Genomic DNA, 15,281 nt, shown 5'->3' with positions numbered 1-15,281 from the left:
TGCTCCCGCGAAAGCGGGAATCCAGTTCAGACGTCGGGACTGGGTTCCCGCCTGCGCGGGAACACGGATGCGCTGCATCATTCTGCCGCCTCCGCAAATTCCACCCCATGGATCAGTTCGGCCGAGCATATCTGCATCGTCGGACTGGCGCGGCAAATGGCGTTGGTCAGGTAGAAATCCTTGATCGGCGAAGCCAGTTCGCCAGTCGCGCCAGTCGGCAGCGAGGGAATGGACCAGCCATAATCGGCCAGCCCCTCGACGCCCAGCGCCGGAACCGCCTTGACCATTGCGGCGCGCAGAGCGTCGAAGCTGTCGAACGGCAGCTTGGCGCCCAGCGCTTCGGACAGCGCACGTAGGATCGACCAGTCCTCGCGGGCGTCGCCCGGCGCGAACACGGCCTTTTCACCGAACTGAACCCGGCCTTCCAGATTGACGTAAGTGCCAGCCTTTTCGGCATAGCTTGCGCCCGGCAGAATGACGTCCGCCGCATGGGCGCCCTTGTCGCCATGGTGACCGACATAGACTTTGAAGCTGTCGGGGAAGGCGGCATAATCCACCTCGTCCGCGCCGAGCGAAAGGAGCAGCTTGGGCGCGGCGGCCGCCACCGCCTTGATGCCGCCCTGCGTCGCATAACCCAGCATCAGCCCGCCCATACGCGCCGCCGCAAAATGCAGGACGTTATAGCCGTTCCAGCCGTCCTTGATGAGGCCAAGCGTCTCGACCAGCGCCAGCGTGTCGCCATGCGCGCCGTCCTTGGCCAGTACGCCGCCGCCCACGATCATTGCGGGCCGCGCGGCCTTGCTGAACGCCTCGACCACCGCTTCCGGCAGCTTGGCGAGCAGCGATGCATCATTGCCCAGCCATTCGACCTTGTAGGTCAGGTCGAACTCAGGCCCGATGGAAAAGACCTTCGCGCCCTTCTTTATCGCCTTGCGCAGCCGCGTGTTCACCAAAGGCGCTTCCCAGCGCAAATTGGTGCCGACCAGCAGGATGACATCGACGGTTTCCAGATCGGCCAGCGGCGTATTGAACACCACCGAAGACAGGCTCGAAACGTCATAGGACAGGCCGGTCTGACGGCCTTCCAGCATCGTGCCGCCAAGCTTTTCGACCAGCGCCTTGCCGGCGAACATCGTCTCGCAATCGAGCAGGTCACCGGCGATCGCCGCGACGCTACCGCCATGCTGGACCGCTGCGACGGCGGCGAAGGCTTCCGCCCAGGTCGCCGAAACCAGCTTGCCGTCCTTGCGGACATAGGGTTTGTCGAGCCGCTTGCGGACCAGACCATCGACATTGTGCCGAGTCTTGTCCGACGCCCATTCCTCGTTCACGTCGTCATTGATGCGCGGCACGGCGCGCAGCACCTGACGGCCCCGGCTGTCGAGCCGGATATTGGTGCCCAGCGCGTCCATCACGTCGATCGCATGGGTCTTCTTCAATTCCCAAGGACGCGCTTCGAACGCATAGGGCTTGGCAGTCAGCGCGCCGACGGGGCACAGGTCGACCACATTGCCCGACAATTCGCTCTTGGCGGCATGTTCGAGATAGGTGGTGATCTGCATGTTTTCGCCGCGATAGATGGCGCCGATTTCCGGCACGCCCGCGACTTCCTCGGCAAAGCGCACGCAGCGGGTGCACTGGATGCAGCGGGTCATGACCGTCTTGACGATCGGACCCATATATTTCTCGGTGACGGCACGCTTATTCTCGTCATAGCGCGACGCGCCGCGGCCATAGGCGACCGACTGGTCCTGCAAATCGCATTCGCCGCCCTGATCGCAAATCGGGCAATCGAGCGGATGGTTGATGAGGAGGAACTCCATCACCCCTTCGCGCGCCTTCTTGACCATTTCGCTGTCGGTGCGGATTTCCTGCCCCTCGGCAGCGGGCAACGCGCAGGACGCCTGCGGCTTGGGCGGTCCGGGCTTCACTTCGACCAGGCACATGCGGCAATTGCCCGCGATGGACAGGCGTTCATGATAGCAGAAGCGCGGAATTTCCTTCCCCGCCATCTCGCACGCTTGCAGAACCGTCGCACCCGCCGGGACTTCGAGTTCTACGCCGTCAACTTTGACTTTAGGCATTCGCGCTGCCCTTTTTGGAAGCGATGAGCGACTTGGCCGCCCGTTTATGACCACCGACCCTCTCGGCGTGGCTTGGGGCGAAATTAAGGCGGATCTGGTTCATTTTTGCACCTCGGTCCGAGCAAATTCGCTCTTAGTCACGGCGCGGGTCAAACGAAGCAATCCTTCAGCGACGGCGCCCTTCACCGTCGCCTTCGACAGTTCGATTTTCTCGCCATCGGGGATGCACGCGCTGAATTTCGGCATCAACGCCTGAACGGTTTCATTTTCCTGACGAGAAGCTGGATAAGATAGCACCAGCGACCGTGAAAGCGCTGGATTGGCGCGCGCCACACATTCACCAAATTGTTCCAGCGCCACCACTGAATATGCCGCACTTGGAACAGTATCGCCATATAATTGGAGATAACCGCTATTCAAATCATCCGGGAATGAGTCAATGGCCTTGGACTTATAGTCATGCTTGAAAAGCGCTACGAAAATTCCTCCTCGCAGCAAGTTTTCCGAAAGCTCCAATTGACCATCCGCCATGCACTCGTCCGAAGGATCGAACATGCTTTTTAGCAAAGATTTATATTCTGGCGAACCGACGGGCAGATCAATGAATTTACGCGTGCGTCCTTGCGAACGATCAACGACGCAAGCCGCAAATCCCTCCATGGTCACTCGCGCGGCCGCGGGGCCTCGACCCGGCATTTGCGCCACACGATGACGGATCAATGTCCCCGTTTCCTGCGCCAATGCCGGCGACGCCGCAACAAAAGCGGCGGATATTAGAAGAGCGAACCGCAGTATCACTCCGCTGCCTCCATGACGGGGGCGCTACCCTTGTTTTCATTGATGCGGCGCTCGATTTCCGGGCGGAAATGCTTGATGAGTCCCTGGATCGGCCATGCCGCCGCGTCGCCCAGCGCGCAAATGGTGTGGCCTTCGACCTGCTTGGTCACCTGGTGCAGCATGTCGATTTCGGACAGGTCGGCGTCGCCGGTGCGCAGCCGCTCCATCACCCGCCACATCCAGCCAGTGCCTTCGCGGCATGGCGTGCATTGGCCACAGGACTCATGCTTGTAGAAATAGGACAGCCGCGAAATGGCGCGAACAATGTCGGTGGATTTGTCCATCACGATGACCGCTGCGGTGCCAAGGCCGGAACCCAGCGCCTTCAACCCGTCGAAATCCATCGGCGCGTCCATGATTTCGCGCGCCGGGACCAGGGGGACCGACGAGCCACCGGGGATCACCGCCAGCAGATTGTCCCACCCACCCCGGATGCCGCCGCAGTGGCGGTCGATCAGTTCGCGGAACGGGATCGACATGCTTTCCTCGACCACGCACGGTTTGTTCACATGGCCGCTGATCTGGAACAGCTTGGTGCCGCGATTGCCTTCGCGCCCGAAGCTGTTGAACCATGCCGCGCCGCGGCGCAGAATCGTCGGGCTGACCGCGATGCTCTCGACATTGTTCACCGTGGTCGGACAACCGTAAAGGCCCGCGCCCGCCGGGAAAGGCGGCTTCAGGCGGGGCTGGCCCTTCTTGCCCTCGATGCTTTCGATCTGCGCGGTTTCCTCGCCGCAGATATAGGCGCCCGCGCCGCGATGGACAAAGACGTCGAAATCATAGCCCGACCCGCAGGCATTCTTGCCGATAAAGCCCTTGGCATAGGCCTGCTCCACGGCGGCGAAGAGCACCTTCGCCTCATAGATAAATTCGCCACGGATGTAGATATAGGCGGCCCGCGCCCGCATCGCGAAACCGGCGATCAGCGCGCCTTCGATCAGCTTGTGCGGATCGTGGCGGATGATTTCGCGGTCCTTGCACGATCCCGGCTCGGATTCGTCGGCGTTGATGACCAGGAAACTCGGACGGCCATCCTTGCTTTCCTTGGGCATGAAGCTCCACTTCATGCCGGTCGGGAAGCCGGCGCCGCCACGGCCGCGCAGGTTCGACGCCTTGACGATGTCGATGATCGCGTCCTGGCCGATTTCCATCAGCTTCTTGGTATCGTCCCAATCGCCGCGCTTCATCGCCGCGTCGATGCCCCAATCCTGGAAGCCATGGACGTTGGTGAAGATGCGGTCCTTGTCGGACAGTGGCCCCACGAAGGGAGGCGGCGCGGGAGGTGCGGTGTCGTCGGCCATTACCGGCCCTTTCCGATCAGTTTTTCAGCCACGAAATAGGCGAACACAGCCAGCGTCAGCCCGATGACCAGGCCCAGCACCGCGCCGATGATCTTGAGCGCGATCACGAACACGATGATGCCGAGGATGATGGCGATCAATGCGCTCACGCCCAGTCACCCCGATAGTCGTGATTGTCGGTGACCATCTCTTTAAGCGTCGTCGGGCCGCCTTCGGGCGCGCTGGTCTGACGGTCGATCTGCGGGCCGATCTTGGGCTGGCCGCCAGAGGCCAGCGTCTCCAGGATCGCGCTCATGCTGTCATAGGTCAGGTCTTCATAATTATCGTCGTTGATCTGGACCATCGGCGCGTTGGCGCAGGCGCCAAGACATTCGACTTCGGTCAGGGTGAACAAGCCATCGGGGGTCGTGCCCCCCTTGACCAGGCCCTTGTTCTTGCACGCCGAAAAGACATCGTCCGACCCGCGCAACATGCAGGGCGTCGTGCCGCACACCTGCACATGATAGCGACCGACCGGCGCGAGGTTGTACATAGTGTAGAAGGTCGCGACCTCATAGACGCGCATATACGGCATATCGAGCTGACGCCCGATATATTCCATCACCGGCACAGGCAGCCAGCCATTGGTTTGCGTTTCCGCAGCGACCTGACGCTGTGCCAGGTCGAGCAGCGGCATCACCGCCGACTGCTGACGACCGGCGGGATAACGGGCGATGACAGTCTTGGCCTGCTCGGCATTTTCGGCGGTCCACTCGAACGCGCCCCAGCGCGCGCGGGTTTCCGCTTCATCGGGGATATGAACTGCGTCAGCCATTATCGGTCACATTCTCCGAACACGATGTCCATCGCGCCCAGTACAGCGGTTGTATCGGCGAGCATGTGGCCCTTCATCATGAAGTCCATAGCTTGCAGGTGCGAGAAAGCGGTCGGGCGGATCTTGCAACGGTAGGGCTTGTTGGACCCGTCGGCGACCAGGTAGACGCCGAATTCCCCCTTGGGGCTTTCGGTCGCCACATAGACCTCGCCTGCGGGGACGTGGAAACCCTCGGTATAGAGCTTGAAATGATGGATCAGCGCTTCCATCGATCGCTTCATCTCGCCGCGCTTGGGCGGCACCACCTTGCGGTCGAAGCTGGCGATCGGCCCTTCGGGCATTTCGTTCAGGCACTGTTTCATTATGCGCGCGGACTGGCGGACTTCCTCGACGCGGACCATGAACCGGTCATAGCAGTCGAACTGCGTGCCAACAGGCACGTCGAATTCCATCCGGTCGTACACGTCATAAGGCTGCGACTTGCGGATATCCCAGGGAATACCGGAGCCACGGATCATGGGACCGGAAAAGCCCCATTTCAGCGCGTCTTCTTTGGATACGATCGCTATGTCGACATTGCGCTGCTTAAAGATGCGGTTGTCGGCCACCAGGCTGATCGCATCCTCGAACAGGCGCGGCAGACGACCGTCGAGCCAGTCGGCGATGTCCGTCAGCAACTTCAAGGGCACGTCCTGATGCACGCCCCCCGGACGGAAATAGGCGCTGTGCATCCGCGCGCCCGACGCGCGCTCGAAAAAGTTAAGGCAATCCTCGCGGATTTCGAACAGCCACAGGTTCGGCGTCATCGCGCCAACATCCATCACATGGCTGCCCAGGTTCAGCATATGATTGCAGATGCGGGTCAGTTCCGCGAAGAACACGCGCAGATATTGCGCGCGCAGCGGCACTTCCAGGTTCAGCAGCTTCTCGACCGCCAGAACATAGCTATGCTCCATGCCGAGCGGCGAACAATAGTCCAGCCGGTCGAAATAGGGCAGCGCCTGCATATAGGTTTTATATTCGATCAGCTTTTCGGTGCCGCGGTGCAGCAGACCGACATGCGGGTCGCAACGCTCGACGATTTCTCCGTCCAGTTCCATGACCAGACGGAGCACGCCATGCGCCGCAGGATGCTGCGGGCCGAAATTGATCGTGTAGTTCTGGATTTCCGTATCGCCATAAGACGGATCTGCCGCGTCCGTGCGATGTTCCAGTTCGTCGAGATAGTCGGCCATCAGGCTTTGTCCTCCGGCTTGGCGGCGCCTTTACCTTCGTCGGCCGTGGCAGCGGGCTTAGTCGGCGCGTCGTCGGACTTCGCTTTTGCCGCCTGATTGGCAGCCTCGCCAGCGCCGGTATCGGCCTTCTTCTCGGTCACCTTCGGCGTCGGCGCGGCAGCAGGCGCAGCCGGCGCTACGGCCTTTTCGTCGCCCGGCAGCACATATTGCGCGCCTTCCCATGGGCTCATGAAGTCGAAGCTGCGGAAGTCCTGCGCCAGTTTCACAGGCTCATAGACGACTCGTTTATCCTCTTCGGAATAGCGCAGTTCGACATAGCCGGTCAGCGGGAAGTCCTTACGCTGCGGATGCCCCTTGAAGCCATAGTCGGTCAAGATGCGGCGCAGATCGGTATTGCCGTCGAACACGACGCCATACATGTCGAACACTTCGCGCTCCAACCAGCCGGCGACCGGCCAGAGATGCGTGACGGTGGGCACCGGCCTGTCTTCGTCGGTTGATACCTTTACGCGGATACGATGGTTCCGCGTGACGCTTAGCAAATGATAGGCGACCTCGAACCGCTCCGGACGATCGGGATAGTCTACGCCGGCGATTTCCATCAGTTGCTGATATTGCGCCATGTCGCGCAGCGCGACCATGGCGTTCACCAACTCGTCGCGCTCGACGATGAAGGTCAGTTCGTCGGCATGATCGACAGTTTCGATCAGCATCGATCCCAGCAGGACGCCGATTTCCTCGGCGATCCCGTCGATGGTCGCGATCTTGGGTGCGGAATGTCCCATATTAGCGCTCAATCGTCCCGATACGGCGGATTTTCCGCTGCAACTGCATCACGCCATACAGCAAGGCTTCGGCGGTCGGCGGGCAACCCGGCACATAGATGTCGACCGGCACGATCCGGTCGCAGCCACGCACTACCGAATAGCTGTAATGATAATAGCCGCCGCCGTTCGCGCAGCTGCCCATTGAAATCACATATTTCGGATTGGACATCTGGTCGTAAACCTTGCGCAACGCCGGAGCCATCTTGTTGCACAGCGTGCCCGCGACGATCATCACGTCCGACTGGCGCGGGGACGCGCGTGGCGCCACGCCAAAACGCTCCATGTCGTAGCGCGGCATGTTGACGTGGATCATCTCGACCGCGCAGCAGGCCAGGCCGAATGTCATCCACCACAGCGAACCGGTGCGCGCCCATGTGAAGAGGTCTTCGGTCGAGGTGACCAGGAAACCCTTGTCATTCACTTCGCTGTTGAGCGAATTGAAGAAATCCTGGTCGGGCTGCGTGCCCTGCGGCGGCAAGGTGCCAGGCGCCGGGTTGTAGAGTTCTACTCCCAATCGAGTGCTCCCTTCTTCCACGCATAGACGAGGCCGAGCACCAGCTCCGCTATGAAAATCATCATGGTCGCCCAGCCGGCCCAGCCGATCTGGTCGAGGCTCACCGCCCACGGAAACAGGAACGCCGCTTCAAGATCGAAGATGATGAAGAGAATGGCGACCAGATAGAAGCGCACGTCAAACTGGCTGCGCGGCTCCTCGAACGCGGGGAAGCCGCATTCATATTCGGAAAGCTTGGCCGGTTCGGGCTTATGTGCGCCGGTCAGCCGGCCCACCAGCATCGGCAGGAAGACGAAGGCGCCGGAAAGCAGCAACGCGACCCCAAGAAAGATCAGGATCGGCAGATATTGGGCAAGATCGACCAACGGATTCCCCTGGGCGAAAAGGTTGTTGGGGGCGCTTTAGGCCTGCTGCATATGCGAAGCAAGGGGCCAACGCCCTGAGAATGAATCGCAAAAAGGCCAAGCGCTTGAAGCGCTTGGCCCAGCGGGGCTTTAGCGCAGCGCGCCAGCCACCAGCTTGTGCAATTTGCTGTGGATCGCATCATTGCCGGCGATCACTTCCTTGCGCTCGATCGACTGGTCGCCGCCGCGAAAATCGCTCGCGAAACCGCCCGCTTCGCGCACCAGCAGCAGGCCGGCGGCGACATCCCAGGGCTGCAGGCCGCTTTCCCAATAGCCGTCATAGCGGCCCGATGCGACATGGGCGAGATCGAGCGAGGCCGCGCCGAAGCGGCGGATGCCCGCGACCGAAGGCGCGACCGCACCGTAGATGCGGGTCCATTGCGCCATGTCGCCATGGCCCATGAAAGGAATGCCGGTGGCAATGACGCAGTCGGCCAGGTCGCGGCGCGCCGAGACTCGCAGGCGCTGGTCGTGGCGCCAGGCGCCGCGGCTCTTTTCCGCCCAATAGCTCTCGTCAGTGACCGGCTGGTAGATCAGGCCAGTCGTGATCTCGCGCTTGCCGCTGCCATATTGCGGTTCTTCGACCGCGATCGAGATGGCAAAATGCGGGATGCCGTGCAGGAAGTTGGTGGTGCCGTCCAACGGATCGATGATCCAGCGCGGCTTGGTCGGATCGCCCTCGATCACGCCGCCTTCTTCCAGCAGGAAGCCCCAGTCGGGGCGCGCCTTCTGCAATTCCTCGACCAGCGTCTTTTCCGCCTGCTGATCGGCCTTGGACACGAAGTCCGCCGGGCCCTTGCGGGACACCTGAAGATGTTCGACTTCGCCGAAATCGCGGCGGAGCTTCGATCCCGCCTTGCGCGCGGCGCGTTCCATGACGGTGAGAAGGCCGGAGTGCGATACCATATTATGTCTCCGCCGTCCCCGGTGGGACGGCCTGCTGGATTATTTCTTCGGGGCGGGCCTGGCGGCCGGGGCGGCGGGGCGATAGCCGCATACGCCGGCGATCACGGCCAGCATCTGCGACGGGTCTTTCCGGTCGACCTTGCCGGCATTGGCGGCGATGACCTTGTCCGTCGCCTCGCTGACCTTGGAGACCGCATTGGAATAGAGGCAGTCGAACAGCGCACTCTTGACCGGCGCTTCGACCTCGTTCGACTGGAGCGCGCTTGTGACGATGCGCAGCACATAAGCCGCGCTGTCGAGTTGCGCCTTGGTCGGCGCGGCTTGCGCCTGCGCCATAGCCTGGGTGGGGACCGCGGCCGGCATGACGGCGATCGCGAGGCCAAGCGCCAACCGAGCGGCCCATGCCGTGCTGCGGTCCATAGGCATCAGTCGGCGCGCTTCACATATTCGCGGGCATAGACGTCCACGACGATGCGGGTGCCGCTGACGATGTGCGGCGGGACCATGACGCGCACGCCATTGTCGAGGATCGCGGGCTTGTAGCTGGCGGAGGCGGTCTGCCCCTTCACCACGGCGTCGGCTTCGACCACGGTCGCTTCGATCGTGTCGGGCAACTGGACCGAAATCGGACGATCTTCGTACATTTCCAGCGTCACTTCCATGCCGTCTTGCAGGAAATCCGCGGCATCGCCCAGCAGTTCGGCGGGCAGGTTGATCTGCTCGTAATTCTCATTGTCCATGAAGACGAGCATGTCGCCTTCGGCATAGAGATACTGGAAATCCTTGGTGTCGAGGCGGATGCGCTCGACGCTTTCGGCGGAGCGGAAACGGACATTGTTCTTGCGGCCGTCGATCAGGTTCTTGAGTTCGACCTGCATATAGGCGCCGCCCTTGCCGGGCTGGGTGTGCTGGATCTTGACGGCGCGCCACAGGCCGCCCTCATATTCGATATTATTGCCGGGACGAATGTCCACGCCGCTGATCTTCGCCATGGGAAGAGCCTGCCTATATGTCTGAAGGTGGAAAAGAGCCGGCCTCTTGGAGGCTGGGCGCGCCTTTACAGCGGGACGGGCCGAAGGGCAAGGGGCCGGAAGTTCCGGAACTTCTCGCATATGACGCATGGCGAATTTTTCAGGGGCAAGTCGTGGAGAAACCCGACGATGGGAAGAGCGCAGACGCCCGTCATAGCATTTCGGCGGTCTGTAGGACAGGTCAGCGGCGCGCCAGCAGCGGATAGGGATTGATCGCGCGCCCGCCATACCAGGGTTCGCCGGGCGTCATCGCATGGACCGCGAAATGAAGATGCGGCGCGCTCGGATCGGCGTTGCCCGTGCTGCCCACCATGGCGATGCGCTGGCCGCGGCGCAGCCCCTGCCCTTCGCGCAGGCCCGGCGCATAGCCGTCGAGATGGGCGTAATAATAGAGCAGTCGCCCGTCAGCCGAGCGCTGGTAGAGAGTGCGGCCGCCGTCGTGGCTCCAGAAGATTTTTTCGACCCTGCCGTCGGCGGCGGCCAGCACCGCCCTGCCCCGCGCCGCCATGATGTCGATCGCATCATGCGGCCGCGCGCCATGGGCGCGGGCCTGGGTGAAGGTGTCGGCCAGGGCCGACGCCGGCACGCCCTCGACGGGAATCAGCAACGGGCCAGCGTCCGCAGACCTGGCGGCGCGGGGCACAGGCGCGAGCACGGACGGCCCGTCCGCCGGCACGATCCGAACGCAGAAATGCGCGAAAGCAACGCAGAACAGCAGCGCCACAGCGATGCTGCCCCACAGTCGCGGCCGCCTCATGCCTGGAACTTGGCCTTGATCCCGCTCTTGACCATCTGGGCCAGACGCGCCGCGTCCCAGTTGGTCAGGCGGATGCAGCCATGGCTTTCGGTACGCCCGATCGTCTGCGGTTCGGGCGTGCCGTGGATGCCATAATGATCCTTCGACAGGTCGATCCACACCACGCCGACCGGGCCGTTGGGGCCGGGTTTCAGCACCGCCTTCTCATCCTTTGAAGAGGCGTCCCAGAAAAGTTTGGGATTATAATGGAAATCGGGATTGCGGCTCACGCCCTTGATCGTCCATTCGCCCAGCGGCAACGGGTCATGCTGCGATCCCGTCGTCACCGGAAATTGCGCGATCAGGCGGTTTTCCGCGTTATAGACCTTGAGCAGCCCTTCGGACTTGTCGACCACCAGATGATCGGCCTGCGGCTGATCCTTGGCCACGCCAAGACTGGCGAGCGTTTCGCCCCAACCACGCTCATCACCCTCGATCATAGCGACCGGCTGATTGTCGATCGCAGGCACGCGGATGGTCGTGCCAGCGCCGACCTTCGTATTGGGCGGATTGAGCGCGATCAACGCTTCGGGCGTGGTGTGGAAGCGTTCGGCGACTTTTTCCAGCAGATTGCGATAGGTAAGCGCGGGTAGCTTCGCCTGCTCATTGAGGTCGCCGCGCGGGACGTCGAAAAAGGGGCCACGCGCGAAATCGTCTGGAATTTTCACCAGATAGGTCGTCGGTCGCGATTCCCCTTCCAGCAGGGCGGCGCTGGTCTTCTGATCGAAACTGCCGGTGATGGGCAGGTCATGCGCCTCCTGGAAACCGCGCAACGCCGCCTTGAAGCTCATGCCATCCTTGCCGTCGAGCACGCCGGGCGAGAAACCCCAGCGATCGAGCGCGACCTGCGCCATGAGAAAGCGATTGGGTTGTTGGGGATTTTGTTCCTGCACGACCTGGAAGGCGTAGGCGTCGCTCGTGACCGCAGCGGCGGCATTGGCCGCGTTGGCGGGCTGGACGGCATTGCCGGCAGGCGCGCTGCTATTGGCGTCGGTAACGCTGACATTGCAGGCGCTGCACAGCAGGGCGACGAGCAACAGATGGTTTTTCAAGGCGATTCTCTCCGATCAGACGAAGAGAGAACGCGCGAAGAGGCGGAAAGCTGCGATCAGCCGAAACCGCCCCGCTTAACGTGGCGGCGGCGGCTTGCTGGCCAGCACTTGCGCAAAGGCGGCGACGCCCGCCTTCGGACCGTCCGGGTGGTTCCACACCGCGCTGCTGACCGCCAGAAAGTCCGCGCCCGCGGCGACCAAAGGTGCGGCATTCTCCGCGGTCACGCCTCCGATCGCGACGCACGGCAGTTCGAACAGGGTCGTCCACCATCCCAGGATCGACGGCTCGGCGCGGTGGAGCGTTTCCTTGGTAGTGGTAGGGTAGAATGCGCCGAACGCGACATAGTCGGCCCCCGCCTCGCCCGCTTCCATCGCCAGATGGCGGCTGTCATGGCAGGTCACGCCGATCTGCACCTTCGGCCCCAATTGTTCGCGTGCGTCGCGCGGGTCGCCATCCTCCTGCCCCAAATGGACGCCGTCTGCGCCGAGGCGCTTGGCGAGGCCGATGCTGTCATTGACGATGAAGGCGACATCCCGCTCCGCGCACAGCGCCTGGATCGGCGGGGCGAGCGCGGCGATGGCGTGATCGTCGATCCCCTTGAGCCGCAATTGAAACGCCGCGACGCTGCCGCCGTCGAACGCGGCGGCGAGTTGATCGAGGAAGCCGTCGTCGATGGCCGGCGGGGAGATCAGGTAAAGCTGGCAGGCGGGGCGGAAGCCCGGTTCGAACTGGTCGGCGAAATGTGGGTCGAGCGCCAGCTCTTCATCGGTGAAATCGGTCATGGGCGCTTTATAGCCATTCAGGAGGCGAGGCCAAGGGCGCTATGCTGGAATGCAATGTCCAGCCTTTCATCCGTTCGGGCTGAACCTCCCGAAGCCCCCTTCGACTGCCTGCAAGGGAAGGCGCTCACGACACAGCTCGACAAGCTCTGGACTATCAATGAAATGGCCGGGCGGACATGCGCCGCCCGGCCTTCACAAATTCAGGCCGCGACCGGCTGCTTGGCGGTCGAGGCGCCGTGGATTTCGTCAATCGCTTCGCCCAGCGACGCGTTGAACTCGTCATCGCTCATCTGGTGACGCAGATCGTTGAGCAGCGCGCGGCTGAAGCTGGCGATGATGCCGCGATTCTTGGCCAGTTCGACACAGGCTTCGGGACGGGCGAAGCCACCCGACAGCGCCACGACGCGCAGCACGGCGGGGTGATCGACCAGCGGGTCGAACAGGCCGGCCTTGGCGGGCAGCGACAGTTTCAACATCACCTGAACGCCATCGGGCAAGGCATCGAGATTCTTGAGGATTTCCTCCAGCAATATCTGGTCGGCTTCCGCGCGTTCGGGCGACTTGATGTTCACTTCCGGCTCGATGATCGGCATCAGACCGGCGGCGAGAACCTGCTGGCCGACTTCGAACTGCTGCGCGACCACGGCGGCGATACCTTCGCGGTTGGCGAGGTTCACGACCGAGCGTTCCTTGGTGCCGAACACGCCCAGCGCCTTCGACCGGTGCAGCAGGATGTCGAGATCGGGATTGGGCTTCATCAACTGCACGCCGTTCGCCTCATCCTCCAGACCCTTGTCGATCTTGATGAAGGGCACCACGCCACGCTCCAGCAACGCCTGCGGGGTCGGCTTGCCGTCGACGGTGCCGTCCATGGTGCGCTCGAACAGGATCGCGCCCAGCACCTTGTCGCCAGTGAAGGCGGGAGAGGTGATGACGCGGCTGCGCATGGCGTGGATCAGGCCGAACATTTCCTCTTCGCTGGACCAGGCGTCTTCCTCCACGCCATAGCCCTTGAGCGCCTTGGGCGTCGATCCGCCGCTCTGGTCGAGCGCGGCGATAAAGCCCTCACCCGTAGCGATCTTCTGCTTCATATCCTGATCCAGCATCTGCACATACCTTCCCTTGGGCGCCGCCCCCTGGCGGCACGAAAATAGATTAACGACAGACGCTCCACCATCTGCCGGCCGGGTGCGACTTCCTGTTGTTATCGCCGGTATTCCGGCTGGTAGCCAGTCCCATGCCGCACCGCAAGGCGCATCGCCCGTAAACGCCACGCGAAGAGCCTGTTATAGCTGCGTTTCCGCACGCCGATGCTATCGAGGACGCTGGGACCGAGCGGTACTCGTTTCGTGATGACGATCGGACGCATAGGCAGAATGGCGGTGGCCATGCTTCTTCCGGGGAGTGTCTCTCCCGCCCGCGCGGCGGAAAACCCCATAATGAATCATGATCGGCGGGTTGAAAGGTTGCGTCTTGCGACCCATAGGGCAGGCATGACCAGCACCGCCGCCGAAAGCCCCGTCGACATTTCCCCCGTCATGATCCTCCTGATGGCGGTCGCCTGCGGAGTCATCGTCGCCAACCTTTATTATGCTCAGACGCTGATCGATGTGATCGGGCCGGAAATCGGCCTTTCTCCCAGCGTCGCAGGGCTGATAACCACGCTGACCCAGCTAGGCTATGGCGCAGGCCTGTTCCTGATCGTGCCGCTGGCGGATCTATTCGAAAATCGGCGGATCGTACTGACCTCGATTGCGGCCACCATGTTCGGTTGCATCGCCATCGCCCTGTCCAACGGTCCGACCAGCTTCCTCGTCGCCTCCGTCCTGACTGGCGTCGGCGCCACCGGCGCGCAGGTGTTGGTTCCCCTCGCCTCGCACCTGGCCGCCTCGGAAAAGCAGGGCCGCGTGGTCGGCACGGTGATGAGCGGACTGTTGTTCGGCATCATGCTATCGCGCCCGATCGCCAATTTCCTGGCTGGGTCGGTCGGCTGGCGCGCCACCTTCATCGTCTCTGCAGTCGTAATGGCCATGTTGGGCGTGGCGCTGCTCGCCGCCTGTCCACAACGCAAGCCCAAGGGTGGGATGCGGTATCGCGACGTGCTGGCGTCGACCTTCGATCAACTGGTCAAGCATCGCGTCGTGCGGATGCGCGCTTTTTATCAGGCCGCCATGTTCGCGGCGTTCAACCTGTTCTGGACCGCCGCGCCGCTGGCGCTGATCCATGAATTTCACCTCGGCCATGCCGGCATTGGCGCTTTTGCGCTGGCTGGCGCGGGCGGCGCGCTGGTCGCGCCGATCGCGGGATGGATGGCCGATCGCCGCCTGACCCGCCCCGCCTCGCTCATCGGCATGATCGGACTGACGGCCGGTTTCCTGCTCGCCGACTGGACAGTGGCGGCGGGTAGCCTGATCGGCTTCACCATCATGGCGGTGCTGATCGACGGCGCGGTGCAGATGAGCCAGATCACGGGGCAGAAGCTGATCTTCTCGCTCGATCCCCATGCGCGCGGGCGCATCAATGCGGCCTATGTGACCGTCATGTTCCTGGTGGGGGCATTGGGGTCGGTGATCGGATCGGTCACCTATGAGGCGGGCGGCTGGACCGCCAGCGCGCTGGCCGGTGCGGCCATTGGCGGGGTCGCAACCCTGGCCTTCCTGCTGTTCGACCGGGGCGCCAGCATCGCGCGCTGACCCC

18 protein-coding genes are annotated in these 15,281 nt (G+C 62.6%); 1 reads left to right on the top strand and 17 read right to left on the bottom strand.

The window, feature by feature from the left end:
* Positions 1 to 77: 77 nt before the first annotated feature.
* The 17 genes from nuoG to sphantq_RS17265 form a co-directional block, all read right to left on the bottom strand.
* Entirely contained in the window at positions 78 to 2,084 is a 2,007-nt protein-coding gene (gene nuoG / locus sphantq_RS17345; RefSeq protein ID WP_272799096.1) for an NADH-quinone oxidoreductase subunit NuoG, read from the bottom strand.
* Positions 2,085 to 2,183: 99 nt separating this feature from the next.
* Positions 2,184 to 2,882, bottom strand: a complete 699-nt coding sequence (locus sphantq_RS17340) for a hypothetical protein (RefSeq protein WP_272799095.1) — start codon at positions 2,880 to 2,882, stop codon at positions 2,184 to 2,186.
* A complete protein-coding gene (nuoF, locus tag sphantq_RS17335; protein WP_272799094.1) occupies positions 2,879 to 4,222 on the bottom strand; it encodes an NADH-quinone oxidoreductase subunit NuoF in 1,344 nt (447 codons plus the stop codon). The genes sphantq_RS17340 and nuoF overlap by 4 nt, the downstream gene beginning before the upstream one ends.
* Positions 4,222 to 4,371 carry a hypothetical protein gene (locus tag sphantq_RS17330; RefSeq protein ID WP_165363581.1) on the bottom strand — a complete coding sequence of 50 codons (150 nt, stop codon included), beginning with the start codon at positions 4,369 to 4,371 and terminating at the stop codon, positions 4,222 to 4,224. Before sphantq_RS17330 ends, nuoF begins: the two co-directional genes overlap by 1 nt.
* On the bottom strand, positions 4,368 to 5,036 hold the full coding sequence (locus sphantq_RS17325; protein WP_066602259.1) for a complex I 24 kDa subunit family protein: 669 nt from the start codon (positions 5,034 to 5,036) through the stop codon (positions 4,368 to 4,370). Before sphantq_RS17325 ends, sphantq_RS17330 begins: the two co-directional genes overlap by 4 nt.
* Positions 5,036 to 6,271, bottom strand: a complete 1,236-nt coding sequence (locus sphantq_RS17320; RefSeq protein WP_066602262.1) for an NADH-quinone oxidoreductase subunit D — start codon at positions 6,269 to 6,271, stop codon at positions 5,036 to 5,038. The genes sphantq_RS17325 and sphantq_RS17320 overlap by 1 nt, the downstream gene beginning before the upstream one ends.
* Entirely contained in the window at positions 6,271 to 7,056 is a 786-nt protein-coding gene (locus tag sphantq_RS17315; protein ID WP_066602264.1) for an NADH-quinone oxidoreductase subunit C, read from the bottom strand. Before sphantq_RS17315 ends, sphantq_RS17320 begins: the two co-directional genes overlap by 1 nt.
* Before the next feature lies 1 nt (position 7,057).
* Positions 7,058 to 7,612: a NuoB/complex I 20 kDa subunit family protein gene (locus tag sphantq_RS17310; protein WP_066602268.1), complete on the bottom strand. Its 555-nt coding sequence runs from the start codon at positions 7,610 to 7,612 to the stop codon at positions 7,058 to 7,060.
* Complete coding sequence (locus sphantq_RS17305) at positions 7,603 to 7,977, bottom strand: NADH-quinone oxidoreductase subunit A (protein WP_066602274.1); 375 nt, start codon at positions 7,975 to 7,977, stop codon at positions 7,603 to 7,605. Before sphantq_RS17305 ends, sphantq_RS17310 begins: the two co-directional genes overlap by 10 nt.
* 129 nt (positions 7,978 to 8,106) lie before the next feature.
* On the bottom strand, positions 8,107 to 8,922 hold the full coding sequence (locus sphantq_RS17300) for an inositol monophosphatase family protein (RefSeq protein ID WP_066602277.1): 816 nt from the start codon (positions 8,920 to 8,922) through the stop codon (positions 8,107 to 8,109).
* 39 nt (positions 8,923 to 8,961) lie between these two features.
* Positions 8,962 to 9,348, bottom strand: a complete 387-nt coding sequence (locus tag sphantq_RS17295; RefSeq protein ID WP_066602280.1) for a hypothetical protein — start codon at positions 9,346 to 9,348, stop codon at positions 8,962 to 8,964.
* Entirely contained in the window at positions 9,348 to 9,914 is a 567-nt protein-coding gene (gene efp, locus sphantq_RS17290) for an elongation factor P (RefSeq protein WP_272799093.1), read from the bottom strand. Before efp ends, sphantq_RS17295 begins: the two co-directional genes overlap by 1 nt.
* A gap of 220 nt (positions 9,915 to 10,134) precedes the next feature.
* On the bottom strand, positions 10,135 to 10,710 hold the full coding sequence (locus tag sphantq_RS17285; protein WP_066602284.1) for a M23 family metallopeptidase: 576 nt from the start codon (positions 10,708 to 10,710) through the stop codon (positions 10,135 to 10,137).
* Positions 10,707 to 11,801, bottom strand: coding sequence for a L,D-transpeptidase family protein (locus sphantq_RS17280; RefSeq protein WP_066602286.1), 1,095 nt, complete (start codon positions 11,799 to 11,801; stop codon positions 10,707 to 10,709). Before sphantq_RS17280 ends, sphantq_RS17285 begins: the two co-directional genes overlap by 4 nt.
* A gap of 75 nt (positions 11,802 to 11,876) precedes the next feature.
* On the bottom strand, positions 11,877 to 12,584 hold the full coding sequence (gene thiE / locus sphantq_RS17275) for a thiamine phosphate synthase (RefSeq protein ID WP_066602289.1): 708 nt from the start codon (positions 12,582 to 12,584) through the stop codon (positions 11,877 to 11,879).
* A 200-nt stretch (positions 12,585 to 12,784) separates the two neighbouring features.
* Positions 12,785 to 13,690 (bottom strand): fructose bisphosphate aldolase, encoded by a 906-nt coding sequence (locus tag sphantq_RS17270; protein WP_066605298.1) that lies wholly within the window; start codon positions 13,688 to 13,690, stop codon positions 12,785 to 12,787.
* Positions 13,691 to 13,788: 98 nt separating this feature from the next.
* A complete protein-coding gene (locus tag sphantq_RS17265; RefSeq protein ID WP_272799092.1) occupies positions 13,789 to 13,974 on the bottom strand; it encodes a hypothetical protein in 186 nt (61 codons plus the stop codon).
* 103 nt (positions 13,975 to 14,077) lie between these two features.
* Between sphantq_RS17265 and sphantq_RS17260 the strand changes: the two genes are divergently transcribed.
* On the top strand, positions 14,078 to 15,277 hold the full coding sequence (locus tag sphantq_RS17260; RefSeq protein ID WP_272799091.1) for an MFS transporter: 1,200 nt from the start codon (positions 14,078 to 14,080) through the stop codon (positions 15,275 to 15,277).
* Positions 15,278 to 15,281: the final 4 nt, after the last annotated feature.

Source organism: Sphingobium sp. AntQ-1 (genome assembly GCF_028538045.1).
Classification (GTDB): Bacteria; Pseudomonadota; Alphaproteobacteria; order Sphingomonadales; family Sphingomonadaceae; genus Sphingobium; species Sphingobium cupriresistens.
This window is presented reverse-complemented; position numbering and strand designations above follow the sequence as displayed.